Source organism: Serratia sp. TSA_105.2 (assembly GCF_052692115.1).
The window spans coordinates 1-24,637 of sequence record NZ_JBQZFT010000018.1 but is presented as its reverse complement, the minus strand read 5'-3'; the positions used below and the strand labels follow the sequence as shown (position 1 = coordinate 24,637).

At 60.7% G+C, this 24,637-nt stretch carries 21 protein-coding genes and 2 tRNA genes; 7 read left to right on the top strand and 16 right to left on the bottom strand.

What is annotated here, in order from left to right:
- The first annotated feature begins 328 nt into the window (after positions 1–328).
- The 3 genes from yhjD to ACUTSC_RS24435 all read left to right on the top strand — a co-directional run bounded on the left by yhjD (position 329) and on the right by ACUTSC_RS24435 (position 3,869).
- A complete protein-coding gene (gene yhjD / locus ACUTSC_RS24445; protein WP_445653586.1) occupies positions 329–1,348 on the top strand; it encodes an inner membrane protein YhjD in 1,020 nt (339 codons plus the stop codon).
- Positions 1,349–1,676: 328 nt separating this feature from the next.
- A complete protein-coding gene (locus tag ACUTSC_RS24440) occupies positions 1,677–2,999 on the top strand; it encodes an MFS transporter (RefSeq protein WP_445653585.1) in 1,323 nt (440 codons plus the stop codon).
- A 102-nt stretch (positions 3,000–3,101) separates the two neighbouring features.
- Positions 3,102–3,869, top strand: a complete 768-nt coding sequence (locus ACUTSC_RS24435; protein ID WP_445653584.1) for a CDP-diacylglycerol diphosphatase — start codon at positions 3,102–3,104, stop codon at positions 3,867–3,869.
- On the opposite strand, the gene ACUTSC_RS24430 is transcribed toward ACUTSC_RS24435, so the two are convergent.
- Positions 3,870–5,909, bottom strand: a complete 2,040-nt coding sequence (locus ACUTSC_RS24430) for an AsmA family protein (protein ID WP_197768943.1) — start codon at positions 5,907–5,909, stop codon at positions 3,870–3,872.
- 90 nt (positions 5,910–5,999) lie between these two features.
- Complete coding sequence (pdeH, locus tag ACUTSC_RS24425) at positions 6,000–6,791, bottom strand: cyclic-guanylate-specific phosphodiesterase (RefSeq protein WP_197768942.1); 792 nt, start codon at positions 6,789–6,791, stop codon at positions 6,000–6,002.
- 240 nt (positions 6,792–7,031) lie between these two features.
- Here pdeH and ACUTSC_RS24420 point away from each other — a divergent pair, with 240 nt between their 5' ends.
- Complete coding sequence (locus ACUTSC_RS24420; RefSeq protein WP_197768941.1) at positions 7,032–7,967, top strand: PfkB family carbohydrate kinase; 936 nt, start codon at positions 7,032–7,034, stop codon at positions 7,965–7,967.
- A gap of 48 nt (positions 7,968–8,015) precedes the next feature.
- Here the strand turns inward: ACUTSC_RS24420 and ilvC are convergent, their stop codons facing one another.
- Positions 8,016–9,491, bottom strand: a complete 1,476-nt coding sequence (ilvC, locus tag ACUTSC_RS24415) for a ketol-acid reductoisomerase (RefSeq protein WP_038874693.1) — start codon at positions 9,489–9,491, stop codon at positions 8,016–8,018.
- A 168-nt stretch (positions 9,492–9,659) separates the two neighbouring features.
- On the opposite strand from ilvC, the gene ilvY reads away from it, so the two are divergent.
- Entirely contained in the window at positions 9,660–10,550 is an 891-nt protein-coding gene (ilvY, locus tag ACUTSC_RS24410) for an HTH-type transcriptional activator IlvY (RefSeq protein ID WP_063990808.1), read from the top strand.
- 10 nt (positions 10,551–10,560) lie between these two features.
- On the opposite strand, the gene ACUTSC_RS24405 is transcribed toward ilvY, so the two are convergent.
- The 10 genes from ACUTSC_RS24405 to ACUTSC_RS24360 all read right to left on the bottom strand — a co-directional run bounded on the left by ACUTSC_RS24405 (position 10,561) and on the right by ACUTSC_RS24360 (position 20,905).
- Positions 10,561–11,262 carry a DUF2461 domain-containing protein gene (locus ACUTSC_RS24405; RefSeq protein ID WP_445653583.1) on the bottom strand — a complete coding sequence of 234 codons (702 nt, stop codon included), beginning with the start codon at positions 11,260–11,262 and terminating at the stop codon, positions 10,561–10,563.
- Positions 11,263–11,283: 21 nt separating this feature from the next.
- On the bottom strand, positions 11,284–11,862 hold the full coding sequence (locus ACUTSC_RS24400; RefSeq protein ID WP_197768939.1) for a hypothetical protein: 579 nt from the start codon (positions 11,860–11,862) through the stop codon (positions 11,284–11,286).
- On the bottom strand, positions 11,862–12,857 hold the full coding sequence (locus tag ACUTSC_RS24395; RefSeq protein WP_033654501.1) for a hypothetical protein: 996 nt from the start codon (positions 12,855–12,857) through the stop codon (positions 11,862–11,864). The genes ACUTSC_RS24400 and ACUTSC_RS24395 overlap by 1 nt, the downstream gene beginning before the upstream one ends.
- A gap of 112 nt (positions 12,858–12,969) precedes the next feature.
- Positions 12,970–14,514: a threonine ammonia-lyase, biosynthetic gene (ilvA, locus tag ACUTSC_RS24390; protein WP_197787192.1), complete on the bottom strand. Its 1,545-nt coding sequence runs from the start codon at positions 14,512–14,514 to the stop codon at positions 12,970–12,972.
- A gap of 5 nt (positions 14,515–14,519) precedes the next feature.
- Complete coding sequence (gene ilvD, locus ACUTSC_RS24385) at positions 14,520–16,370, bottom strand: dihydroxy-acid dehydratase (protein WP_033649965.1); 1,851 nt, start codon at positions 16,368–16,370, stop codon at positions 14,520–14,522.
- Positions 16,371–16,447: 77 nt separating this feature from the next.
- Positions 16,448–17,374, bottom strand: coding sequence for a branched-chain amino acid transaminase (locus ACUTSC_RS24380; protein WP_033636413.1), 927 nt, complete (start codon positions 17,372–17,374; stop codon positions 16,448–16,450).
- A 23-nt stretch (positions 17,375–17,397) separates the two neighbouring features.
- Complete coding sequence (gene ilvM, locus ACUTSC_RS24375) at positions 17,398–17,655, bottom strand: acetolactate synthase 2 small subunit (RefSeq protein WP_038874702.1); 258 nt, start codon at positions 17,653–17,655, stop codon at positions 17,398–17,400.
- Entirely contained in the window at positions 17,652–19,298 is a 1,647-nt protein-coding gene (gene ilvG, locus ACUTSC_RS24370; protein ID WP_445653582.1) for an acetolactate synthase 2 catalytic subunit, read from the bottom strand. The genes ilvM and ilvG overlap by 4 nt, the downstream gene beginning before the upstream one ends.
- A gap of 142 nt (positions 19,299–19,440) precedes the next feature.
- Positions 19,441–19,539 carry an ilv operon leader peptide gene (gene ilvL, locus ACUTSC_RS24365; RefSeq protein ID WP_013814970.1) on the bottom strand — a complete coding sequence of 33 codons (99 nt, stop codon included), beginning with the start codon at positions 19,537–19,539 and terminating at the stop codon, positions 19,441–19,443.
- A 133-nt stretch (positions 19,540–19,672) separates the two neighbouring features.
- Entirely contained in the window at positions 19,673–20,905 is a 1,233-nt protein-coding gene (locus ACUTSC_RS24360; protein WP_197768936.1) for an MFS transporter, read from the bottom strand.
- A gap of 341 nt (positions 20,906–21,246) precedes the next feature.
- Between ACUTSC_RS24360 and ACUTSC_RS24355 the strand changes: the two genes are divergently transcribed.
- A complete protein-coding gene (locus ACUTSC_RS24355; protein ID WP_197768935.1) occupies positions 21,247–22,770 on the top strand; it encodes a YifB family Mg chelatase-like AAA ATPase in 1,524 nt (507 codons plus the stop codon).
- A gap of 27 nt (positions 22,771–22,797) precedes the next feature.
- Here the strand turns inward: ACUTSC_RS24355 and ACUTSC_RS24350 are convergent, their stop codons facing one another.
- Positions 22,798–23,136, bottom strand: coding sequence for a DUF413 domain-containing protein (locus ACUTSC_RS24350; RefSeq protein WP_004929946.1), 339 nt, complete (start codon positions 23,134–23,136; stop codon positions 22,798–22,800).
- Positions 23,137–23,255: 119 nt separating this feature from the next.
- On the opposite strand from ACUTSC_RS24350, the gene hdfR reads away from it, so the two are divergent.
- Complete coding sequence (gene hdfR, locus ACUTSC_RS24345) at positions 23,256–24,083, top strand: HTH-type transcriptional regulator HdfR (protein WP_063990789.1); 828 nt, start codon at positions 23,256–23,258, stop codon at positions 24,081–24,083.
- A 259-nt stretch (positions 24,084–24,342) separates the two neighbouring features.
- Here the strand turns inward: hdfR and ACUTSC_RS24340 are convergent.
- Positions 24,343–24,418 (bottom strand) — tRNA-Trp (locus tag ACUTSC_RS24340).
- Positions 24,419–24,469: 51 nt separating this feature from the next.
- A tRNA-Asp gene (locus ACUTSC_RS24335) sits at positions 24,470–24,546 on the bottom strand.
- Between the last annotated feature and the right edge of the window lie 91 nt (positions 24,547–24,637).

Below are 24,637 nucleotides of genomic sequence, written 5' to 3'. Positions count from 1 at the left end.
TTTCTGTTGATGACGGATGAGACCGTTCCAGCCCCTACGGCTGCAGCGGAGCGGCGGGCGGCAAAAGCGCGACGCCACATCATGAGTAAACGCTTTCTCGCCGACGAAACAGATAAAAATTGGAGGTAGGGAAGTGAAAACAACCGAGGCGCCACGGGGTTTTCATAGGAATTTTACCTATCGGCCCCTCCCCGGCATTTCATGCCGGGCGCTAACGCGCTAAGCTCGGAAAATGACCGTTTGCCGCCCCGGCGTTCAAAACGCTGCGGGGCTTTGGCTATAATCAACGCTGAAACATGCCGTTTAACGTTAAGGAAATCGTGAAGTAATGCCTACAGGACCAGACCAGGAACGCCGCCAGCCCGCACAAGACACGCCGCCGAAGCCGCTTATCGCCATCAAGACCGGCCATGAGACCCTCGACCGCCGCATCGGTGGTTTTTCACGTCTGATTGAACGGATCAAAGCCTGGCCGAGCGTGGCGCACCTGCTGCGCGCGGCCGAACGCTTTAACGATCGGCTGGGTAGCCAGTTCGGCGCCGCCATCACCTATTTTTCATTCCTCTCGCTGATCCCGATCCTGATGGTGTCGTTCGCCGCCGCCGGCTTCGTGCTGGCCTCCAATCCGGATCTGCTGGCCCGCTTGATCAACAGGATCGTCGGCAGCATCAGCGATCCGACGCTGGCCAGCACGCTGAAGAACACCGTCAACACCGCCATTCAGCAGCGCACCACCGTGGGGTTGACCGGTCTGGCGCTGGCGCTCTATTCCGGCATCAGCTGGATGGGCAACCTGCGCGAGGCGATCCGCGCGCAGTCGCGCGATGTCTGGGAGCGCAATCCGCAGGATCAGGAGAAAATCTACTTCAAGTACACCCGCGACTTCATCTCGCTGACCGGGCTGGTGGTCGCGCTCATCATTACGCTGTCGCTGACCTCGGTTGCCGGGTCGGCGCAGGCGGCGATCGTCAGCGCGCTGGGGCTGGACGGCATCGAATGGCTGCGGCCGGCGCTGACGCTGATCGCGCTGTCGATCTCGATTTTCGCCAACTATCTGCTGTTCCTGTGGATTTTCTGGATGCTGCCGCGCCACAAACCGAAGAAAAAAGCGCTGCTGCGCGGCACCTTGCTCGCCGCCATCGGCTTTGAGGTGATCAAGTTCGTGATGACCATGACGCTGCCGCAGGTGGCGAAGTCGCCTTCCGGCGCGGCCTTCGGTTCGGTGATCGGGCTGATGGCGTTCTTCTACTTCTTCGCCCGTTTAACGCTGTTTTGCGCCGCCTGGATCGCCACCGCCGACTATAAAGGCGACAAAGCGTTGCCGGAACGCGAGCCGCCGGCGCGCTGAAGCCATGCAATCGTGCCGGTGTTATCGCACACGCCGGCACTTTCCCCTGGTTAACAACCAGAAAACCAGTCAATTCATCTGAATCATGCGGTAAGCCATCCGGAAAACCAGCATAACAAACTGCCCGCTCACTTTTCTTTGCCGCTTTTACAGCCATTCCCTCTGCACGAAAGCCCTTTCTCAACGTTTAACGCTGCAGAAAACAAGCCAGATAAAACATTAGTCTTTTTAACCGGTTAGCGGGGCCATTGCCCAAAGTTCCCGCGTTGAAAAGGCCGAATGCTGTCACTAAGATGGATTTTTACCCCTTCCAACAATAAGAAATATTATGCAAGCCACCATCGCACCCCCACTCGACGCCGACGACGCGTCCACACCGGTGAACTCCCGCGGGAAAGTCATCGTCGCCTCGCTGGTCGGTACCGCCATCGAGTTCTTCGACTTCTACATCTACGCCACCGCCGCGGTGATCGTGTTTCCACATATCTTCTTCCCACAGGGCGACCCGACCACCGCAACGCTGCAGTCGCTGGCCACCTTCGCCGTCGCCTTTGTCGCGCGCCCTATCGGCTCTGCGCTGTTCGGGCACTTCGGCGATCGCGTGGGGCGCAAGGTGACGCTGGTCGCCTCGCTGCTGACCATGGGGATTTCCACCGTGCTGATCGGCCTGCTGCCGAGCTATGAAACCATCGGCATCTTCGCCCCTATCCTGCTGGCGCTGGCGCGCTTCGGGCAGGGCCTGGGGCTGGGCGGTGAATGGGGCGGTGCCGCCCTGCTGGCGACGGAGAACGCGCCGGCCAAAAAGCGCGCGCTGTACGGCTCCTTCCCCCAGTTGGGCGCGCCGATCGGCTTCTTCTTCGCCAACGGCACCTTCCTGCTGCTCTCCTGGCTGCTGAGCGACCAGCAGTTTATGGAATGGGGCTGGCGCGTGCCGTTCATCCTCTCCGCCGCGCTGGTGCTGATTGGCCTGTACGTTCGGGTGTCGCTGCATGAAACGCCGGTGTTCGCCAAAGTGGCCAAAGCCGGCAAACAGGTGAAAGTGCCACTCGGCACGCTGCTGAGCAAGCATCTGAAAGCGACCATCCTCGGCACTTTCATCATGCTGGCGACCTACACGCTGTTTTATCTGATGACGGTGTATTCGATGACTTACGGCACCGCGCCGCACCCGCTGGGCCTCGGCTACTCCCGCAACAGCTTCCTGTGGATGCTGATGGTGGCGGTGATCGGTTTCGGCGTGATGGTGCCGATCGCCGGCCTGCTGGCGGACGCGTTCGGCCGCCGCAAGACCATGATCGCCATTACCCTGTTGATGATCGGCTTCGCGTTCCTGTTCCCGACCCTGCTCGGTTCCGGCAACCAGGCGCTGGTGATGGGCTTCCTGCTGTGCGGCCTGAGCATCATGGGGCTGACCTTTGGCCCCATGGGCGCGCTGCTGCCGGAGCTGTTCCCTACCGAAGTGCGCTATACCGGCGCGTCGTTCTCCTACAACGTCGCGTCGATCCTCGGTGCGTCCGTGGCGCCTTATATCGCCACCTGGCTGGCGGCCCACTACGGGCTGTTCTACGTCGGCATGTACCTGGCGGCGATGGCCGGGCTGACGCTGCTGGCCCTGCTGCTGATGAAAGAAACCCGCCACCAGTCGCTGTGATCCCCTATGGCCCCCCTCACTGCGGGGGGCCGCACGCGTTGTTCGTTTCCTGTCATAAAACCGGGCTATGCTGGATGTTTATCTCGGTAACAGGATCGGCCGATGTCTCTGCGTCGTGGGGTATTTATCTGCGTTGCGCTGCTGGCGGCTCTCGCCATCGCGCTCTATTACGGGTTGAAACCTGACCATCCCGATGCGCTGTGGCGCATCGTCAGCCAGCAATGTCTGCCCAATCAGCAGGCGCATGACAACCCGGCGCCCTGCGCGCAGGTGGATGTGCCGGCCGGCTTCGTGGTGTTTAAAGATCGCAACGGACCGCTGCAATACCTGCTGATGCCCAGCGCCAAAATCACCGGGATAGAAAGCCCGGCGGTGCTGGACGCCGCCACGCCGAATTTCTTCGCCCAGGCCTGGCGCGCGCGCCACGTGATGGCGATACGCTATGGCAAACCGATCGACGATGGCGATATTTCACTGGCGATCAACTCGGAATATGGCCGCACGCAAAACCAGCTGCATATTCATATCTCCTGCCTGTTGCCGGCGGTCAAACAGCGGCTGGCGCAGATCGGCCCCGATTTCATCGAGCAATGGCAACCGCTGCCCGGTGGTCTGTTGGGGCATGATTATCTGGGGCGGCGGGTAACCCCCGCCGAGCTGGAACAACAGGGCGCCTTCCGCCTGTTGGCCTCCGGCCTGCCGCGCGCCGATGGGCGCATGGGCAGCTTCGGCCTGGCGATGACCGCGCTGCCGGACGGCGATTTCCTGCTGCTGGCGACCGAGCGCAGCCTGCTGCCGTTCACCCTGGCCTCGGCGGAAGAGATCCAGGATCACGACTGCCGGCTGCTCACGCCGCCGCCGCGCGCCTGATTACTTTTTGCCTTTCATCTCCCGCAGGATCTGCCCACACTGGTTTTCCTCGCCGCCTTCACTGGGCGAGACCAGCGCCAGCAGCGCCGCCGCCGGCGTCAGCACCGCCCCCAACGCTACCGCCGCCGCGCCGCGCGCGATCAGCGGCCCGGCTTTCACCCCGGCGTCCGGGTGCTTGAAGGTGCCTTTCACGTACAGCGGCGAACGCAGGGTCAGCACGCGCATCCCCTTGCTTTCCGGATCGATGGATAAATCCAGCCGTTCGGTGGCGAGGTTGGTGTTGCCGGTGATGTTGATCACCGCGTTCTCGGTGTCGAACACGAACAGCCGCGGCGCGGCAACGCCGCTGCGGATGCCGACGTCCGCCGCCGCGCAGTTGATGCCCACCACGTCGTCGCCGAACAGTTGCGCCACCAGATAGTTGCCGACGTTCAGGCCAAGGATCTCCATCAGGCTACGGCTGATCACCCCGTTATTGATCAACAGGCGCAGGTCGCCGTTGCTGGTCGCCAGCAGCTCGGCCACCGAATTGCCGCTGCCCGCCAGCCTGGCGTCGCCGTTCATCTGCCCGAGGCTGCGCTTCATCGCCGCTACGTTCGGCAACAGCTGTTTGAGCTGGAGTTTGCGCGCGTGCATATCCACCTGGCCGCGCATCGGCTTTTTGCCGCCGTCGAGGCGCACCACGGCGTTCAGGCTGCCGCCCGCCATGCCGAAGCGCAGCGGATCCAGGCGCAGTTCGCCATTGTTCAGCTTCAGGTGCGTGGCCAAATCGCTCAGCGGCAAATCGCTGCCGCGTTCAATGCGTGCGGCGGCAAACTTCACGTCCGCATCCATCTTGCGCCAGCTTTGCGTATCGAACTGTTCGACCGGCAGCACTTTATCCGCCGGCTGGCGGCTCTTCTCGCCGCGCCCGGCTTTGGCGGCGTTGGAGTCCGCGCCGATCAGCGGCGCCAGATCCGCCAACCTCAGCTGCCGGGAGCTCACCGCACCGCTCAGCGTAGGCCGCGGTTTACCGGCAACGTATTTCAAGTCGCCGTGAATGTCGCTGTCGCCGATTTTGCCGTCGAATTTCTGATATTCGAACACGGCGCCGCCCGGTTGATGCAGACGGGCAATCAGATGGCCATCGGTCGCATACGGCGGCGTGTTCGGCAGCAGCACGCCGGTCAAGCCATAGAGATTACCCAGGCTTTCGCCGGAAAATTTCAGCTGCACGTCCAGGCCGCCGAGATTCAGCGGATCGGACAAGGTGCCCGCCACCGCCACCCGGGTGCTGCCGGAACGCACGTCGGCCTGTAGTGGGAACGGCAAATCGGCGCTCTGCAGCGACAGCATGCCGCCAATCTTGCCGCTGCCGCTCAGCGGTTCGCCGTTATATTTGCCCTTGACCTGCCAACCGAAGACGTAGTCAGGGGTGGCAGCCTTGCCGCCGCTCTGTTTGCCGGTCACTTCACTGAACGGCAGCGGTTTGCCGAGCGGGTCGATGACGGCGCGGAAGTCCGCCTTCAGGGTGGCGTCTTTAAAAGCGATCTGCCCCTTGTCGAACACGATGTCATGAACGGTGAACGACCAGGCGGAAGGCGGTTGCTGCGGATCCTGGCCAGCGGCCAGGTCAAACGTCCAGTTGTTGTCGCCGTTGGCCAGCCGTTGCAACGACGCATTCGGCTGCTTGAGCCAGATGCGCGGGATCAGCAGTTCTTTTCTCAGCAGCGCCAGCGGTGCGATGCTGGCGTCGACGCGCTGCAGCGTCACCATACTGTCGCCGGGCATGTTTTTCGGGTTACCCAGCCACACGTCTTCGGCGTGAATGTGCGGCCAGGGCACCCAGGCGCGCCAGCCGCCCTCATCCCGGTTACGCGACCAGTCGACGCCCAGATCGCCGCGGATGGCGAACGGCCGCCGCAGCTCGGCCGACACTTTGTCGTTGATGGTGGGTTTGAGTCGATTCCAGTCGAAGGTAGCGATGAAGATCGCCAGCGCAACGATCGCCAGCAGCACAATGCCGCCCAGCCAGCTGAAAACCTTTCCTGTTCTTGTCATAGGGCTCCCTCAGCACATAAACCGGGCTGCAGAATGAAAGGAAAAGGAATGAGCAGCCCCGTTTAAGCCTAGCTGAGGATAGGCCGGAGTTCACGCCGGCGCGCCGGGCGCGGCGAACAACGTCGGTACGCTGTGCAGAGTTTCAAAGCACGCCGGGCGGGAAAGATAGTAACCCTGCGCAGCCAACGCGCCGGAACGCTGCACCAGCCGCCACTCCTGCTCGGTTTCCACGCCTTCAACGATCACCCCGTCGCTGTGCTGGTTCATCATCTTGATCAGGGTGCCGAGCAACTGTACGCCCTCTTCAGACTGTTTAAGCAAGGTGAACAACTCGCGCGCCACCTTGATGTATTGATAGCGCCAGGCGCCGACGGCGGAGAAGTTGGCCAGCCCGCTGCCGAAATCATCCAGCCACAGCCGTTCGCCGCCGACGATCTGCTGCAACGGGTGGTTTGACGCCGTTTCGGCGTGCTCCACCAGCTCGAAGCGCAGATAGGGCATCTCGGCGATCTGCCGTTGCAGCTCGCTATGGCGCTGCAACGCTTGCAGCGCCATACCGTCGATATTGACCGACACCATCACCGCGTGGCGAATGAACAACGCCTGCCAGCGCTGCAATAGCGCCAGCTGCTCCTGGATCACCCGCAAACGCTGTGCGACGCCGAGCGAGGCGAAATACTGTTCGGGGGATTGTCGTTTGTCCGGCTCATTCGGGTGATATACCGCCGTCAGCAGTTCCACCGCCAGCAACGCGCCGCTGGTGCGATAAATCGGCTGGAAGGTATACAAGCGCCGGCATTGCCGCCAGTAGCGCCGCGATTTGGCGCAGGCATAGAGGGCAAAACAGGGCGCCAACAGACCCGAGATCAGGTTGGTTATCATCGATACTATCGCCGTGGCGGGGAAGTGAGAGCGCTGCCGCTGTTTCTTTACCCAACTTATCGGCCGCGTCGTGTAAAACTTTAAGCACGAATTGCCGCACGGTTTCTTCTTCACCCTGTTTTGGCATGGGCCGATCGCGATCATAAAAAATCAAAACACTGTTTTAATTTATTGACTACCCCACCGCCTTGCGTGGAGACTGGCGGTTGTTGCTTCTTCTTTAGCCAGGGCTTATTGACGATGTCTATCCGAAATCTCGCCGTGATCGGCGAATGCATGATCGAACTGTCGCAGCAGGGCGCGCAGCTGACGCGCGGCTTTGGCGGCGATACCCTCAACACCGCCGTCTACCTCGCCCGCCAAATGCCGGAACAGGCGCTGCAGGTGCATTACGTCACCGCACTCGGCACCGACAGCTTCAGCGGCGAGATGCTGCAGGCCTGGCGGCAAGAGAAGATCGAGACCGGGCTGATTCAGCAGTTGGAAAACAAACTGCCGGGCCTGTACGTGATCGAAACCGACGCCGCCGGCGAACGCACCTTTTACTACTGGCGCAACGACGCCGCCGCCCGGTATTGGCTGGCGGGCCCCCAGACCGAGGCACTGTGCGCCAGGCTGGCGCAGTTCGATTACCTGTACCTCAGCGGCATTAGCCTGGCGATCCTCGCGCCTGCCGACCGCGCGAAGTTGCTGGCGCTGCTGCGCCGCTGCCGCGCCAACGGCGGCCAGGTTATCTTCGACAACAACTATCGCCCGCGCCTGTGGCCCAGCCGTGAGGAAACGCTGCAGGCCTACCGTGAGGTGCTGGCCTGCACCGACATCGCCTTCCTGACGCTGGATGACGAAGAGCTGCTGTGGGGCACGCAGCCGGTGGAACAGGTGGTGGCACGCACGCAGGCGCTCGGCGTCGGTGAGATCGTGATCAAACGCGGCGCGGATGCCTGCCTGGTGTTCAGCGTGGAGGGAGAGCGGCTTGAGGTACCGGCGATTGCGCTGCCGCCGGAGCGCGTGGTGGATACCACCGCGGCGGGCGACTCTTTCAGCGCCGGTTATCTGGCGGAACGCCTGAACGGCGGCAGCGCCCGGCAGGCGGCGCAGTGCGGTCACCGGCTTGCCGCGACGGTGATCCAACATCGCGGCGCCATCATTCCCGCCGCGGTCATGCCGGAGGCATAAAAAAAGCCGGCATCGCAGCCGGCGTTTTGTTATTTGCCTTGCGGAAAATCAGCCCGCAACGGCGATGCGTTTCATGTCGGTCATGTAGCCACGCAGTTTGCGGCCGACGGTTTCGATTGGGTGGCTGCGCACCGCTTCGTTCACGTCGCGCAGCTGCGCGTTGTCCACCGCCGTACCCGCCGCGGCTTTGCCCAAATCACCCGCCTGCAGGGTGGTCATGAAGTCCTTCAGCAGCGGCACCGCCGCGTTGGCGAACAGATAGTTGCCGTACTCTGCGGTATCGGAGATGACCACGTTCATTTCATATAAACGCTTACGCGCAATGGTGTTGGCGATCAACGGCAGCTCGTGCAGCGACTCATAGTAAGCCGACTCTTCGATGATACCGGCATCGACCATGGTTTCGAACGCCAGCTCAACGCCCGCTTTCACCATCGCCACCATCAACACGCCGTGATCGAAGTACTCTTGCTCGCTGATTTTGCCTTCAAACTGCGGCGCATTCTCGAACGCGGTTTTGCCGGTCTCTTCGCGCCAGGTCAGCAATTTCACATCGTCTTCCGCCCAGTCGGCCATCATGCCGCTCGAGAAAGCGCCGGAGATGATGTCGTCCATGTGCTTCTGGAACAGCGGCGCCATGATGGTTTTCAGCTGTTCGGACAGCGCATAGGCACGCAGCTTGGCCGGGTTGGACAGGCGATCCATCATCAGCGTGATGCCGCCCTGTTTCAGCGCTTCGGTGATGGTTTCCCAGCCGAACTGAATCAGTTTCTCGGCGTAAGCCGGATCGGTGCCCTCAGCAACCAGCTTGTCGAAGCACAGCAGCGAACCCGCCTGCAGCATGCCGCACAGAATGGTCTGCTCACCCATCAGGTCGGATTTCACTTCGGCGACGAAGGAGGACTCCAGCACGCCGGCGCGGTGGCCACCGGTCGCCGCCGCCCAGGCCTTGGCGATCGCCATGCCTTCGCCTTTCGGATCGTTTTCCGGGTGAACCGCAATCAGGGTCGGCACGCCGAAGCCGCGTTTGTACTCTTCGCGCACTTCGGTGCCCGGGCATTTCGGCGCGACCATCACCACGGTGATGTCTTTACGCACCTGCTCACCCACTTCAACGATGTTGAAGCCGTGGGAGTAACCCAGCGCCGCGCCGTCTTTCATCAGCGGCTGCACCGCGCGCACCACGGAAGAGTGCTGCTTGTCCGGGGTCAGGTTGACCACCAAATCCGCCTGCGGGATCAGGTCTTCGTAGGTGCCGACCTTAAAGCCGTTTTCGGTCGCCTTGCGCCAGGAAGCGCGCTTCTCGTCGATCGCTTCTTTGCGCAGGGCATAGGCGACGTCCAGACCGGAATCGCGCATGTTCAGCCCCTGGTTCAGACCCTGGGCGCCACAGCCGACAATCACCACTTTTTTACCTTTCAGGTAGCCGGCTTCGTCAGCAAATTCGTCGCGCGCCATAAAACGGCATTTACCCAATTGCGCCAACTGCTGACGCAGGTTCAATGTGTTGAAATAGTTAGCCATGGTGGTACTCCGGTTTGATGTTGTCTTGCATTGTTATTTTCATTCCCCGCCCTGTCTGTGCGGAGATTCGTTAAACTCAATGTATAACAGGAAATGCGTTGCTTAAATTGATATATTGAGAACGTGATATTGCAATTTTTGCAACACTCTCACTGCGAGCGTATCGATATGGATTTACGTGATTTAAAGCTGTTCCTGCATCTGGCCGAAAGCCATCACTTCGGGCGCACCGCCAAGGCGATGCATGTCAGCCCGTCGACGCTCTCCCGCCAGATCCAGCGGCTGGAAGAGATCCTCGGGCAGCCGCTGTTCCTGCGCGATAACCGCACCGTGCAGCTGACCGACGCCGGCGAACAGCTGAAAGAATTCGCCCAGCAAACGCTGCTGCAGTATCAGCAGCTGAAGCACTCGCTCGGCCAGCACGGCCCTTCGCTGAGCGGCGAACTGCGGCTGTTCTGCTCGGTGACCGCGGCGTACAGCCACCTGCCACCGATCCTCGATCGCTTCCGCGCTCAGCACCCGCTGGTTGAGATTAAGCTGACCACCGGCGACGCCGCCGATGCGGTCGACAAGGTGCAATCCAACGAGGCCGATCTCGGCATCGCCGGCCGGCCGGAAACGCTGCCCACCAGCGTGGCGTTCACCAAAATCGGCGAAATTCCGCTGGTGCTGATCGCGCCGGCGCTGCCCTGCGCGGTGCGCAGCCAGGCGTTCGCTGACAAGCCCGACTGGACCGAAATCCCGTTCATCCTGCCGGAGCACGGCCCTTCGCGAAAACGCATCGAGCTGTGGTTCCGCCGCCACCGCATCAGCAATCCGCTGATTTACGCCACCGTCGGCGGCCACGAAGCCATCGTGTCGATGGTCGCTCTGGGCTGCGGCATCGCACTGATCCCGAGCGTGGTGGTGGACAACAGCCCGGAGCCGGTACGCAACCGCATCTCGCAGCTGGATAACATCTCGATGGTCGAACCGTTCGAGCTGGGGGTTTGCGTCCAGAAAAAGCGCCTCAGCGATCCGCTGATCGACGCCTTTTGGCGCTTGCTGCATCCCCGCTGACGCGGGGCTTTTAAAGGTCCGCCGGATCGACCTGCTTCATCGCCTCTACCTGCATCAGCCAGTGGTAGAGCGGCTCAAGCTGCAAAAATGCCCCGGCCAGCAGCGGCGCCAGATCGGCGCTGAACAGCTTTTCCACTTCGCAGTCGGTCACCATCACCGCGAACGACTTGCGGTTGTACCAGGTGGCGATCTCCGTCGCCTGCTCCTTCACCAGCGGGCGCTTGTAGCTTTCGCCCACCAGCTCGAATGGCGGCCGGCAGCAGGCGGCCACCTCAAGGAAAGGCTGCGGCCGCTGCCTCAGCGTATGGCGGAACAGATCCATGGTCGGCTTGTTGGCGCTGTAGTAGCCGAGCCCATAGCGCAGCATGTCCGGCCCCAGTTCGAAAAAGTAGACCGGCGCGTCTTTCCAGTCTTTGCTCGGGCGCTTGAACGTCAGCCACATGCGGCTGCGGTAGCGCGATTTGTCATGTGAAAAGCGCGTATCGCGATGAATGCGCGACAGCGTTTTGCCGATCGCCGGGCGAGTCTCGAGCAGCGGATCGATCGCCAGCATGCCGGGAGCCAACTGCTCCACCAGCGCGCGAAACGGCGCCAGCAGCTCGCGGTCGTAGATGTCGCGGTTGCCGTCGAACCACGCCTTATCGTTCTCGATCCGCACCTGCTGCAGGAAATTCAGACCCTGCTGGCTAAAGCCGGAGAAGGGTTGCGTCATAAGTTTTTCCGTTCTGACGGTTTATCGGGTGTTGCGCAGATCTTCTCTCTGCCAACGGCGTTTGATAAATACGCGCCGACGCGTGCGAAAATAAGCGACATAGAGATAGAACGCCGCCCGGTTGCTGAATAGCGCCCCGCCAACCACGCCCCCCAGCAGCATGGCGACAGTGGCGATGCCGGTCATCCCCGCCGCCCACGCCGCCACGGCGCCAAGGCAAAACAGGCCGAGCATGCCAAGGTAATATTGCAACAATACCACCCCGCTGTTTTTACCCTGCACCAGTTGGAACAGGATCAACGTCATCCACACCGCCACGATCGCGCCGCTGCCCATGAGAACGGCAGCGGAAGTCTTGCCGCTCCAGGCGGCCGCCACGTCCGTGGCCAGGCCCATCACGCCCGCCAGCCCCAGCGTCAGGCATACCATCAGCAACATGACATTGCCGACGCCCGGCGGCGACAGCCGCTGGCCCGGCGTCAGGAAATGCTGCTCGAGCTGCGCATCCACACCGGCGAAAAGCGCGCCATCGCGCGCCGCGATTTGGCGTTCCATCTCCCGGCCCTGCGCGATCAGGCGTTTAATCATCCAGTCCGCCATTACCTCACCATCTGCGGCAATTTCTGCATAATGCCCACAAAATACTGCCCGGTGGTTTTCACATTCACCGGCGCAGACAGGGTGCCGCTGATGCCGCTGCCCACGAACGTCAATGAGTTATTGAGCGCCGAATGCAATTGCTGGCGCAGCCCGTTTTGGATCGCTTCCGTCGGGTAGCGCTTCGGGTATAAGCCGTTCTTCACCATCTCTTTCAAGACGTTATTGGAAATTCCCGGATTCTCCGCCCGAATGATGTTTTCGGTCAGCCGCTTCCTTTCGCTACGGGGCATGCTTTTCAGCCATTCCGTCGCCTTGCGTGCCGAAATGCGGCGCATGGCGCGGTAGGTCATCGTCGCTTCCTTCAGGGCAGCCCCGGCACTGGCCAGCGAGATCACATCGAGCACGGTACTGGTGGCGATATACCACTGTTCTGAGTCGAGCTGAGCCAGTTCATCGCCTTTCCCATCATAAAGCTTGTTGACGCGGTACAGCCCATTGCCGCACTGCAACGCGCTGGCGGCCATGCCGGCATAGCCCAGATAAGCCACCGCCGAGCTGGTGCCGCCGGTAAACGGCACGGCGACACTGCCCGACGCCAGTAAAAATACCGATACCAGCAGCGTTCCGCACGACAGCGCGGCCGAGGCCAACTCTTTGCTGACGCTGGGTTTGCTCAACGCTTCCGACAGCGTATTGGTCGCGGCAACGCGTGAAGTATGAGCCACCGTTTTGCTGATGACCACGTGGGTAACCTGCGAAGCGTTCGAGTAACCGGTGTGCTGCGTCGGGCGGACTAAAAATGAGTTCTGCCCGTCGGAAAAAATAATGCCCACGCCATGAAAGGCGAGGCTGCAGTCCAGCGAGTCCTGCAAGGCTTGCAGATTAATATCGCGATAGAATTCTTGTACGCCGGTATTGCCCAACAGGCGGGCAAACTCGGCGTTGGTCAAATCGTCTTCGGGGGAACCGAACGGCGTAGAAAAAGCGGTTTTCATTGTCGTGCATCCCTATACGTCAGAAGTCTTGGCAGTATAAAAATGCACGACAAAATCACAACCATGCAACCCATAAACTGACTAACGCGTCACGGTTGCTTATCAATCCGACTCACCCCTGCAAAAAGAAGCGGAACGCCGGGTTGTCGGTTTCGTCGTGGCAATCGTAGCCCAGCGCCTGCAGGTGCCGCTCGAATTCCGGCTCGGTTTGCGCCAGTTCGAAGGCCGCCAGCACCCGGCCGAAGTCGGTGCCGTGGCTGCGATAGTGGAACAGCGAAATGTTCCAGTGCGTGCCCAACGTCTGCAAGAACTTCAGCAGCGCGCCCGGCGACTCCGGAAACTCAAAGCTGTACAGCCGTTCGCGCAGCGGCTTCGACGGACGCCCGCCCACCATGTAGCGCACGTGCAGCTTGGCCATCTCGTCGTCCGACAGATCCACCACCTGATAACCGTCGGCGTTGAGCTCGTCGATGATTTCCCGCCGTTCGGCGTGCCCACGCGTCAGACGCACACCGACAAAAATGCAGGCGTTGTCGGCATCGGCGTAGCGGTAGTTGAATTCGGTTACCGAGCGGCCGCCCAGCAGTTGGCAGAACTTGAGGAAGCTGCCCTGCTGTTCCGGAATGGTTACCGCCAACAGCGCTTCGCGTTGTTCGCCCAGTTCGCAACGTTCGGAAACGTAGCGCAGCCCGTGGAAGTTGAGGTTGGCGCCGGACAGCACGTGCGCCAGACGCTCGCCCTGAATGTTGTGCTGCTGGACGTACTTTTTCAGCCCCGCCAGCGCCAGCGCGCCGGAAGGTTCGGCAATCGCACGCACGTCCTCGAACAGGTCTTTGACCGCCGCGCAGATAGCGTCGCTGTCCACGGTGATTACGTCGTCCAGATATTCACGGCACAGGCGGAAGGTTTCGTCGCCGATACGCTTCACCGCCACGCCTTCGGCGAACAGCCCGACGCGCGCCAGATCTACCGGATGGCCGGCATCCAGCGCCGCGCGCAGGCAGGCGGAGTCTTCCGCTTCGACGCCGATCACTTTGATCTGCGGCATCAGCTGCTTGATCAGCACCGCCACCCCGGCAGCCAGGCCGCCGCCGCCGACCGGCACGAAGACCCGATCAAGATGCGCGTCTTGCTGCAGCAGCTCCATCGCCAGTGTGCCCTGGCCGGCGATCACCGTCGGGTGATCGAACGGCGGCACGAAGGTCATTCCTTGCTGTTGGGAAAGCTCGATCGCCTTCGCTTTCGCCTCGTCGAAATTGGCGCCGTGCAGCAGCACTTCGCCGCCGAAACCGCGCACCGCATCCACCTTGATGTCCGCGGTGGACACCGGCATCACGATCAGCGTTTTGAGCCCCAGCCGTTTACCGGAGAAGGCGACGCCCTGCGCGTGGTTGCCGGCCGAAGCCGTTACGACGCCGCGCGCCTTCTGCTCTTCGTCCAGCCCGGCGATCATCGCATAGGCCCCGCGCAGCTTGAAGCTGTGCACCGGCTGGCGATCTTCGCGCTTCACCAAAATGGTGTTGCCGAGGCGCGAAGAGATTTTGCTCATGGCCTGCAACGGGGTGACCTGCGCCACCTCGTAGACCGGCGAGCGCAGTACCGCTCGCAGATATTCCGCGCCACAGGGGGCGCTGGGTAGGGGTTGAGAGACCGCCATGCTGCTTATCCCCCCAGTTTGCTCTTGTCGCGCACCGCGCCTTTGTCGGCGCTGGTGGCCAACGAGGCGTAGGCGCGCAGCGCGAAGGACACCTGACGTTCACGGTTTTTCGGCGTCCAGGCCGCGTCGCCGCGCGCCAGTTCCGCCTCATGCCGCGCCGCCAGCTCCTGCTCGCTGACATCCAACTGGATGCCGCGATGAGGAATGTCGATCGCGATCATGTCGCCGTCCTGCACCAGGGCGATCAGGCCGCCGTTGGCCGCCTCCGGCGAGGCGTGGCCGATGGACAGCCCGGAGGTGCCGCCGGAGAAACGCCCGTCGGTAATCAGCGCGCACGCCTTGCCCAGCCCCATCGACTTCAGGTAGGTGGTCGGATAGAGCATTTCCTGCATGCCCGGCCCGCCTTTCGGCCCTTCGTAGCGGATAACGACCACGTCGCCCGCCACCACTTTGCCGCCGAGGATCGCTTCTACCGCATCATCCTGGCTTTCATAGACTTTGGCCGGGCCGCGGAAGGTGAGGATTTCCTTGTCTACGCCGGCGGTTTTGACGATGCAGCCGTTTTCCGCCAGGTTGCCGTACAGCACCGCCAACCCGCCGTCCTGACTATAGGCGTGCTCACGGGTGCGGATGCAGCCTTCCTTGCGGTCGGTGTCCAGCGAATCCCAGCGGCAGTCCTGAGAGAATGCCTGCGTGGTGCGGATACCGGCCGGCCCGGCGGAGTACATTTTCTTGACGCTTTCGTCGCGGGTCAGCATCACGTCGTAGGCTTCCAGCGTCTGCGGCAGGGTCAGCCCCAGCACGTTGTTCACCTCGCGGTTCAGCAAGCCGGCGCGATCCAGCTCGCCGAGGATGCCGATTACGCCGCCGGCGCGGTGCACGTCTTCCATATGGTATTTCTGCGTGCTCGGCGCCACCTTGCACAGGTGCGGCACTTTGCGCGACAGGCGATCGATGTCTTCCATGGTGAAGTCCACCTCGCCTTCCTGCGCCGAAGCCAGCAGGTGCAGCACGGTGTTGGTCGAGCCGCCCATGGCGATGTCCAGCGTCATGGCGTTTTCAAACGCCGCCTTGTTGGCGATATTGCGCGGCAGCGCGCTTTCGTCGTCCTGCTCGTAATAGCGTTTGGTCAGCTCGACGATGCGCTTGCCGGCGTTGAGGAACAGCGCTTTGCGATCGGCGTGAGTGGCCAGCAGCGAGCCGTTGCCCGGCTGCGACAGGCCCAGCGCTTCTGTCAGGCAGTTCATCGAGTTGGCGGTAAACATGCCGGAGCAGGAGCCGCAGGTCGGGCAGGCGGAACGCTCGATCTGCTCGCTGTCGGCGTCGCTGACGTTCGGGTTCGCGCCCTGGATCATCGCATCCACCAGATCCAGCTTGATGATCTGATTGGAGAGTTTGGTCTTGCCGGCTTCCATCGGGCCGCCGGAGACGAAGATCACCGGGATATTCAGGCGCAACGCCGCCATCAGCATGCCCGGAGTGATCTTGTCGCAGTTGGAGATGCACACCATCGCGTCGGCGCAGTGGGCGTTCACCATGTATTCGACCGAGTCGGCGATCAGCTCGCGCGACGGCAGGGAATAGAGCATGCCGCCGTGGCCCATGGCGATGCCGTCATCCACCGCGATGGTGTTGAACTCTTTGGCCACGCCGCCGGAGGCTTCGATCTGTTCGGCGACCAGTTTGCCCAGATCGCGCAGATGCACGTGGCCCGGCACGAACTGGGTAAAGGAGTTGACCACGGCGATGATCGGCTTGCCGAAATCGGCGTCGGTCATCCCGGTCGCGCGCCACAATGCGCGGGCACCCGCCATATTGCGGCCGTGGGTGGTGGTGGCGGAACGGTACTTAGGCATGCTCTTTTCACTCCAAATGTATTTATGACAGGCGGCGAACGAACCGCCTGGATATTCTTATCTTGTCTGTCTTGTCGTTACGGATTGACCGGATCCAGCCAGCCGTATTTGTCTTCTGTCTTGCCGCTGAACAGGCCGAAGAACGCCTGTTGGATCTGTTTGGTCACCGGGCCGCATTTGCCGATGCCGACCTGAATGCCGTCCACGCTGCGTACCGGCGTGATTTCCGCCGCGGTGCCGGACATGAACACTTCGTCGGCCAGGTACAGCGATTCGCGCGACAGCACCTGCTCACGCACTTCGAAGCCCATGTCTTTCGCCAGCTTGATGATCGCGTCGCGAGTGATGCCCGGCAGCGCCGAAGAGGTGAACGGCGGGGTGTAAATCACGCCGTCTTTCACTTCAAACAGGTTCTCGCCCGCCCCTTCGGAAATGTAACCGTGGACGTCGAGCGCAATGCCTTCCTGATAGCCGTGGCGACGCGCTTCGCTGCCCACCAGCAGAGAGGAAAGATAGTTGCCGCCAGCCTTGGCCGCAGTGGGGATCGTGTTTGGTGCGACGCGGTGCCAGGAGGAGACCATCGCGTCGATGCCTTGATCCAGCGCTTCTTCACCCAGATAAGCGCCCCAAGGAAACGCCGCGATAATCACGTCCGTTTTGTAACCAGCCGGCGGGTTGACGCCCATGCCGACATCACCGACGAACACCAGCGGGCGAATGTACGCGCTGACCAGGTTGTTCTTGCGCAGCGTGGCGCGACAGGCTTCCATCAGCTCATCGACGCTTTGCGAAACCGGCATACGGTAGATTTTCGCCGAATCGTGCAGGCGCTGCATATGCTCGCGATGACGGAATACCACCGGCCCCAAGTGCGAGTCATAACAGCGTACGCCTTCAAACACCGACGTGCCGTAATGCAACGCGTGCGACATCACGTGCACTTTGGCCTCGGCCCAAGGAACCATCTCACCATTGAACCAAATGTAATCGGCTTTCTTAGTCATTGTTATTTATCCTTCTCGACGCCTCAGGCGCGTATTTGTTGTGATGTTGGCTGCTGGATCTCGACGCAGGAGACGTCCAGCAGTTTGCTTAACTGAGATGACAACAGGGCAACCGGGCGCGGGCTGGCAACGGTCAATTCGATATTGATGCTGTCGGCGTTGGCCGGGGAAACCATATTCATAGCACAAACCTGAAAGCCGCGATGACGCACGACCCGCAATACGCGTTCTAACATTTCGGGGCGAAAACGCGCCTGGATCGAGAGTTGATGCTGCATCATGATATTTCCTCCAACATGGTTTCGTTGCCGGCGCCCGGCGGCACCAGCGGCCAGACGTTTTCGAGTTCGTCGATAGAGACCTGCAGCAAATAAGGGCCTTCGGTGTTGAACAGCGCCTCGAGCGCGCCCTCCACCTGATCCTTGCGGCTGATGCGCTGGCCGGGAATGCCGAAGGCGGCGGCCAGCATCAGGAAGTCGGGGTTATCGGACAGGTTGGTTTCGCTGTAGCGGCCGTCGAAGAACAGCTGCTGCCATTGGCGCACCATTCCGAGGCGCTGGTTGTCCAGCAGCACGATCTTCAGCGGCAGCTGTTTGCGCTTGATGGTGCCCAGCTCCTGCACGTTCATCATGAAGGAGCCATCGCCCGAGACGCAGATCACCGTATCTTGCGGGCGCGCGATCTGGGCCCCTACCGCCGCCGGCACGCCGAACCCCATGGTGCCGAGGCCGCTGGAGGTGATGAAATTCTCCGGGCGTTCGAACGTCATGTGTTGCGCGCTCCACATCTGGTGCTGACCCACGTCGGTGGTCACCACGCTGTTGGCCGGCTTGCGGGCGGACAGCTGGCGCAAGAACAGCGGCGCGTAGATCGGCTGGCCGGGGTGATCGTAGCGACAGGCGTGCTCGGCTTTCAGCGCCGTCACCTGCTGCTGCCAGGCGGCGATATTCAGCGGGCGCTGCAACGCCGGCAGCAACGTTTTCAAATCGCCCTGCAGGGCGACATGCGCCTGGCGCAGCTTGCTCATTTCCGCCGGGTCGATATCCATGTGGATCACTTTGGCGTGCGGTGCGAAGGCGTTCAGTTTGCCGGTCACGCGGTCATCGAAACGCGCACCGACGGCAATCAGCAGATCGCACGCCTGCACCGCCAGGTTGGCAGCCTTGGTGCCGTGCATGCCCAACATACCGAGGTACAGCGGATCTTGCGCATCCGGCGCGCCCAGTCCCTTCAGAGTGGCGACGTTCGGCATACGGGTCACGGCGATAAATTCACGCAGCGCCGGCACCGCCTGCGCCATGCCCACGCCGCCGCCGACGTACAGCATCGGTTTGTGCGCCTGCGCCAGCAACTCGGCCGCTTCTGCCAACGCCGTCGCCGGGAACGTCGGCGCTTCGTCGACCGGCATCAGATGCGGGTGCAAGTCGCCCTGCGCCAGCTGGATGTCTTTCGGGATATCTATCAGCACCGGGCCGGGACGGCCGCCCGCGGCGATGGCAAAGGCTTCTGCCATGATGCCCGGCAAGGCGTCCAGCGACTCCACCAGGAAGCTGTGCTTGGTGCATGCCAGAGACAGGCCGAGAACATCGATCTCCTGAAAGGCATCGGTGCCAATCAGCGCGGAACCCACCTGACCGGTGATGGCGACAACGGGAACGGAATCGAGCAGCGCATCAGCCAGGCCAGTGATCAGGTTGGTAGCGCCAGGGCCGGAAGTGGCGATGCAAACGCCGACTTTGCCGGTGGCGCGGGCGTAGCCGATGGCGGCCATCGCGGCGCCCTGCTCATGGCGGCACAGCAGGTGTTCCACTCCGCCGTCGTACAGCGCATCGTACACCGGCATGATTGCCCCGCCCGGATAGCCGAATACGGTATCCACACCCTGCGCACGCAACGCTTGAACTACCCACTGAGCGCCATTCATAGTTATTTCCCCGCCTTACTTCGACAACCGCAGGATTTTGTTCTGTTTTTCATGCTCTGCCCCTTGCTCCACTTTTCTCTTGCCAATAAAAAACCCCCGGACCTGACGGTGCGGGGGTTCTCTTGCGATTCCGGCTTGTTTGCTAAGCCTTTCTTCGTCCAAGTGCAGCCCCGCACGGTGGGATAATAATCACCACCACGCTAATCACGACTAGGCTAATCACTTGGGCAAAGGCTTTCATAATGGGTTTGTTCACTGTGCTCATTCAGAACTAATGCTTACAGAGGTACCATAGTCGCGCGCGGCATGACAACACTTTTTTTGCGTTATTATTCGGCGCAATCTGGTCATACCTCACGCGAATCGCCCGGATTTCACACGTTGGCGCGCATGTCCGGATTTTTCACCGCGTCGGTGATCGCCTTGCCGCGCGTATCCTTGCCGAAGAACACCAACAGGGCGATCGCCACCGCCACCGTACCGGCAACCATCGCCATCGCCAAGCCGTAATTATGCCCATGTTGCTCGGCGATGGTGGCTTGCAGCGTAGCGTTGACCGAGGCGATCAGGTTACCCAGTTGGTACACGAACCCCGGCAGCACCGCGCGGGTGTTGGCCGGCACCAGTTCGGTCAGGTAGGTCGGTATCACGCCCCAGGCGCCCTGCACCATGAATTGCATCAGGAAAGCGCCGATTCCCAGCATCAGTGAGCCGCTGGAAAACGCCCACAGCGGGATCACCGGCAACGCCAGCAGCGCGGCGATGATAATCGCTTTTCTACGGCCGATCTTTTCCGACAACGAACCGAAGAACACGCCGCCGATAATTGACGCGATATTGTAGCTAATGGCGATAATACTGACGGTTTTTGGATCGAAACCGTGCTGAACTTTCAAAAATACCGGATACAGATCCTGTGTGCCGTGGGAGAAGAAATTGAACGCCGCCATCAACAGCACCAGATAGCAGCACAGCTTCCAGTGGCTCTTCAATACCGGCAGCAAGGCGGTGCTTTCTTTGCGTTCACGCGCCGCCAGCCACACCGGCGACTCCTGCACGCAATAATAAATAAACGGCAGCAGCAGGATCGGCGCCGCGCCGATAACGAACATTCCGCGCCAGCCGACCGTTTCGAACAGCAGGCCGTACACCACCGCCGCCAGCAGATAACCAAACGGATAGCCGGCCTGGAAAATGCCCGACATCAGGCCGCGTGAGCGGTCCGGTATGGTTTCCATCGCCAACGACGACGCCACGCCCCAGATGCCGCCCATCGCAACGCCGTACAACACCCGCAACAGCAAGAAGACCGTCAGCGAGGGCGCAGCGGCGGAGAGCAGCTCAAACACCGAGAAGAAGACAATGTTCAACATCAGGATCGGCTTGCGGCCATATTTTTCCGCCGCGCGCCCGAAGATCAGCGCGCCGATCGGCCGCACCGCCAGCGTGAGCAGAATCGCCAGCGTGACCTGTTCCAGACCGACGTGAAAAGATTGCGCGATGTCGCTAAGTAAGAATACCAACACGAAAAAATCGAAAGCGTCGAGCGTCCAGCTTGAAAAGCTGGCGATTGCCGCGTTGCGTTGCAGCGGGGTCCAACCAAACATAGTGTTATCCCTACCGTAGAGTACGAAGTCAGGAGGTTTAGCGGCTGCCGGGCAGAATGCGGCGGCGGTCGGGGTTTGTTAAAGAAGTGATTTTTCTTTTAATCAATTGTTAAATACACCCGTTAACCCTATGGTTGCAATGCGTATGGGCCGCTAATATGTTGCAGCCTTCAGCGAATTGTTAATGGGTATTGCCGCTGGTTGCGAGGCGGCTCGCACAATCTCATTTACTGAGATGAAAATCTGCGATTAGGCTGCGAAATTCATGGAAAAATCACCAATAATGTCGCGCAATGCCAGGATGAATCACGCATCATGTCGCCCTCAGCAAGGAGAGCGACATGTCACTGGCGGTAATCTATAGCCGCGCCATCATCGGCGTTCAGGCCCCTTCCGTGACGGTGGAGGTGCATATCAGCAATGGCCTGCCCGGCCTGACGCTGGTCGGCCTGCCGGAAACCACGGTAAAAGAGGCGCGCGATCGGGTGCGCAGCGCCCTGATCAACAACGGTTTCACCTTTCCCGCCCGGCGCATCACCGTTAATTTGGCCCCCGCCGATCTGCCGAAGGAGGGCGGACGTTACGATCTGCCGATAGCGCTGGCGATCCTCGCCGCCTCCGAGCAATTACCCCTCGCACCGTTGGCGCGCTACGAGTTTCTTGGCGAGCTCGCGCTGTCCGGCTCACTGCGCGCGGTCAGGGGCGCGATCCCGGCGGCGCTGGCGGCGGCTGATGCCGGGCGGCAACTGATCCTCTCGACGGACAACGCCGCCGAAGTCGGCCTGATCGCGCAGTCGCACTCCCATACCGCCCAGCACCTGTTGGAAGTCTGCGCTTTTCTGCTCGGCCAGGGCGAACTGCCGGTGGCGGCCACGCCTCCCGCTGCGGACACCGCCTGCGACAGCGCCGATCTGCGCGACATCATCGGCCAGGAGCAGGCCAAGCGGGCACTGGAGATCGCCGCCGCCGGCGGGCATAACCTATTGCTGATTGGGCCGCCCGGCACCGGTAAAACCATGCTGGCCAGCCGCCTAACGGGCCTACTGCCACCGCTCACGGAGCATGAGGCACTGGAAAGCCTGGCGGTCGCCAGCTTGCAGCACCACATTCCCGCTGCCCTTCCATGGCGCCAGAGGCCGTTTCGCGCACCGCACCACAGCGCCTCGATGGCGGCATTGGTCGGCGGCGGCTCACTGCCGCGACCGGGTGAGATCTCGATGGCGCATAACGGCGTGCTGTTTCTGGATGAACTGCCGGAATTCGAGCGTAAGGTACTGGATGCGCTGCGTGAGCCATTGGAATCCGGTGAGATCGTGATTTCACGCGCCAACGCCAAGGTCTGTTTCCCCGCCAGAGTACAGCTGATCGCGGCAATGAACCCCAGCCCGACAGGGCATTATCAGGGGTTGCACAATCGCGCCTCACCGCAGCAGGTGCTGCGCTATTTGGCCCGGCTGTCAGGGCCTTTTCTCGACCGTTTCGATCTGTCTATCGAAGTACCGCTGCTGCCACCGGGTACACTCAGTCATCGGAAAACGCATGGAGAAAGCAGCGAACAAGTGCGGAAAAGGGTACTACAGGCACGCGCCAGGCAGCTCGAACGCGCCGGTAAAGTCAACGCGCTGTTGAGCAACCGCGAAGTGGAACGAGATTGCGTTCTGCAGGCGGCAGACGCCGAGTTTTTGGAAGCGACATTAAACGCGCTGGGCTTATCGGTTCGCGCCTGGCAGCGCATCTTGAAAGTTGCGCGCACGCTGGCGGATTTGGCGGGAGATGCTGAGCTCGACAGGCGCCACCTCAGCGAAGCGCTGGGCTATCGCAGTATGGACCGGTTGCTGTTACAACTGCATCGTAGTCTGGAATGAAAATGGGGCCCACAGGCCCCATCGTCTTTAGTCTTCGCTGTCGCTGTAATCTTCTACAGCGTCAGCCTGCGGTTTACCGCCGGACAGAGTATGGAATTTCTTCGGGCGACGTGTGCGCGCCAGATATTTGGCCCATACTTTTTCCTGCTCGGTAGCCGCTTCGCGCTCACCGCGGCACACTGCGACGAACAGTTGTTCTTCTTCAGTGGCTGGTTGGCGTTTGCCCGAGTCCAGCTCGTTAAACGCGTAGCCGAAGCGCTCTAGCAATTGCGCCTCTTTAATGGTGAAATCGCCGTGACGGGAGAACCCGCGAGGGTAATGTTTATTATCAAAAAAACGATTGGTCGTGGTGAAGCTATCCGCCATCTGACACGCTCCTAATTCTCTTATGGCCGTGCTGTTTATGGCGCGGAGTATTAGATAGGCTTGACAGCGTGTAAAACAAAACATTTAAATCTTAACGACAAATTTTTTTGGAGATAGGTGTGGATACCGAATTACTGAAAACCTTTTTGGAGGTCAGTAGAACGCGTCACTTTGGCAGAGCCGCAGAATCTTTGTACTTAACGCAATCCGCGGTCAGTTTCCGCATCCGTCAGTTAGAAAACCAGTTGGGCGCCAATTTATTTACCCGTCATCGCAATAATATCCGCCTGACGCCTGCCGGCGAGCGGCTTTTGCCCTATGCCGAGAGCCTGATGAACACCTGGCAGTTGGCGAAGAAGGAGGTCGTGCGTTCGCTGCAACACACCGAGTTGTCGATCGGCGCGACCGCTTCGCTGTGGGAGGCCTATCTGACCCCCTGGTTGCAAGCGCTCTATCAACAACGCGAGGCGCTGCAGCTAGAAGCCAGGGTGGCATTAAGGCACTCTTTGGTAAAACAACTGCATGAAAGGCAGCTCGATTTACTGATCACCACTGAACCGCCGAAGATGGATGAGTTGGCCAGCCAGCAGCTGAGCAATTTCTCATTACGCCTGTTCTCATCCGCTTATCGTGACAAACAGGCCCCAATGCCCTACATCAAACTGGAATGGGGAGCCGACTTCCACCAACAGGAAAACCGCATGTTGGAAGGTGATAACGTGCCGGTGCTTACCACCACCTCTGCTCACCTGACGCGTCAGCTGTTGGAAACCACGGGCGGATGCGCTTTCCTGCCCAGCCAGTGGGAAAAAGAGTATCCACAGCTGGTGGCCGCCGCCGAGATCCCGCCGATTATCCGCCCGCTGTATGCCGTCTGGTTGCAAAATAGCGATCAACAGCCTTTGATTCGGCAATTACTTAAAATACCTTTAAATACCGCAGCCTAAAGCGTTATGGCGGCCTTAAACGCCGTCATCGTGGTCATGACTGTCTATCACGCAAAAACGCGCTCATCGCCTTCTGAGAGAAGATAATGCAAAACGACATAAGGATCAGGAGGCCGGCAGGGCAGAGTTCGGAGGAACATGAAGCAACCAGGATCGGGCAAACATCGCACATGGCGCCCATGTGATCTATTCCAAAACGGTAAAGAAGAGAAATAATAAGCAAAAAAAAACCCTCTGCTTTCGCAAAGGGTTCTTAATATGGCAGGGGCGGAGAGACTCGAACTCGCGACACCCGGTTTTGGAGACCGGTGCTCTACCAACTGAGCTACGCCCCTAAATCTCGCTTAACATTATGCCTGCTGATAAAGCAGGCATAATTAAATAAGTGGCGGAACGGACGGGGCTCGAACCCGCGACCCCCTGCGTGACAGGCAGGTATTCTAACCAACTGAACTACCGCTCCACCGATTCTTTTACGTCGCATCTCTCGATGCCGGCAAATTCGCGCTCTGCGATTTGCGCATTACCAGTCGTCACACTGATAACGTTTATTT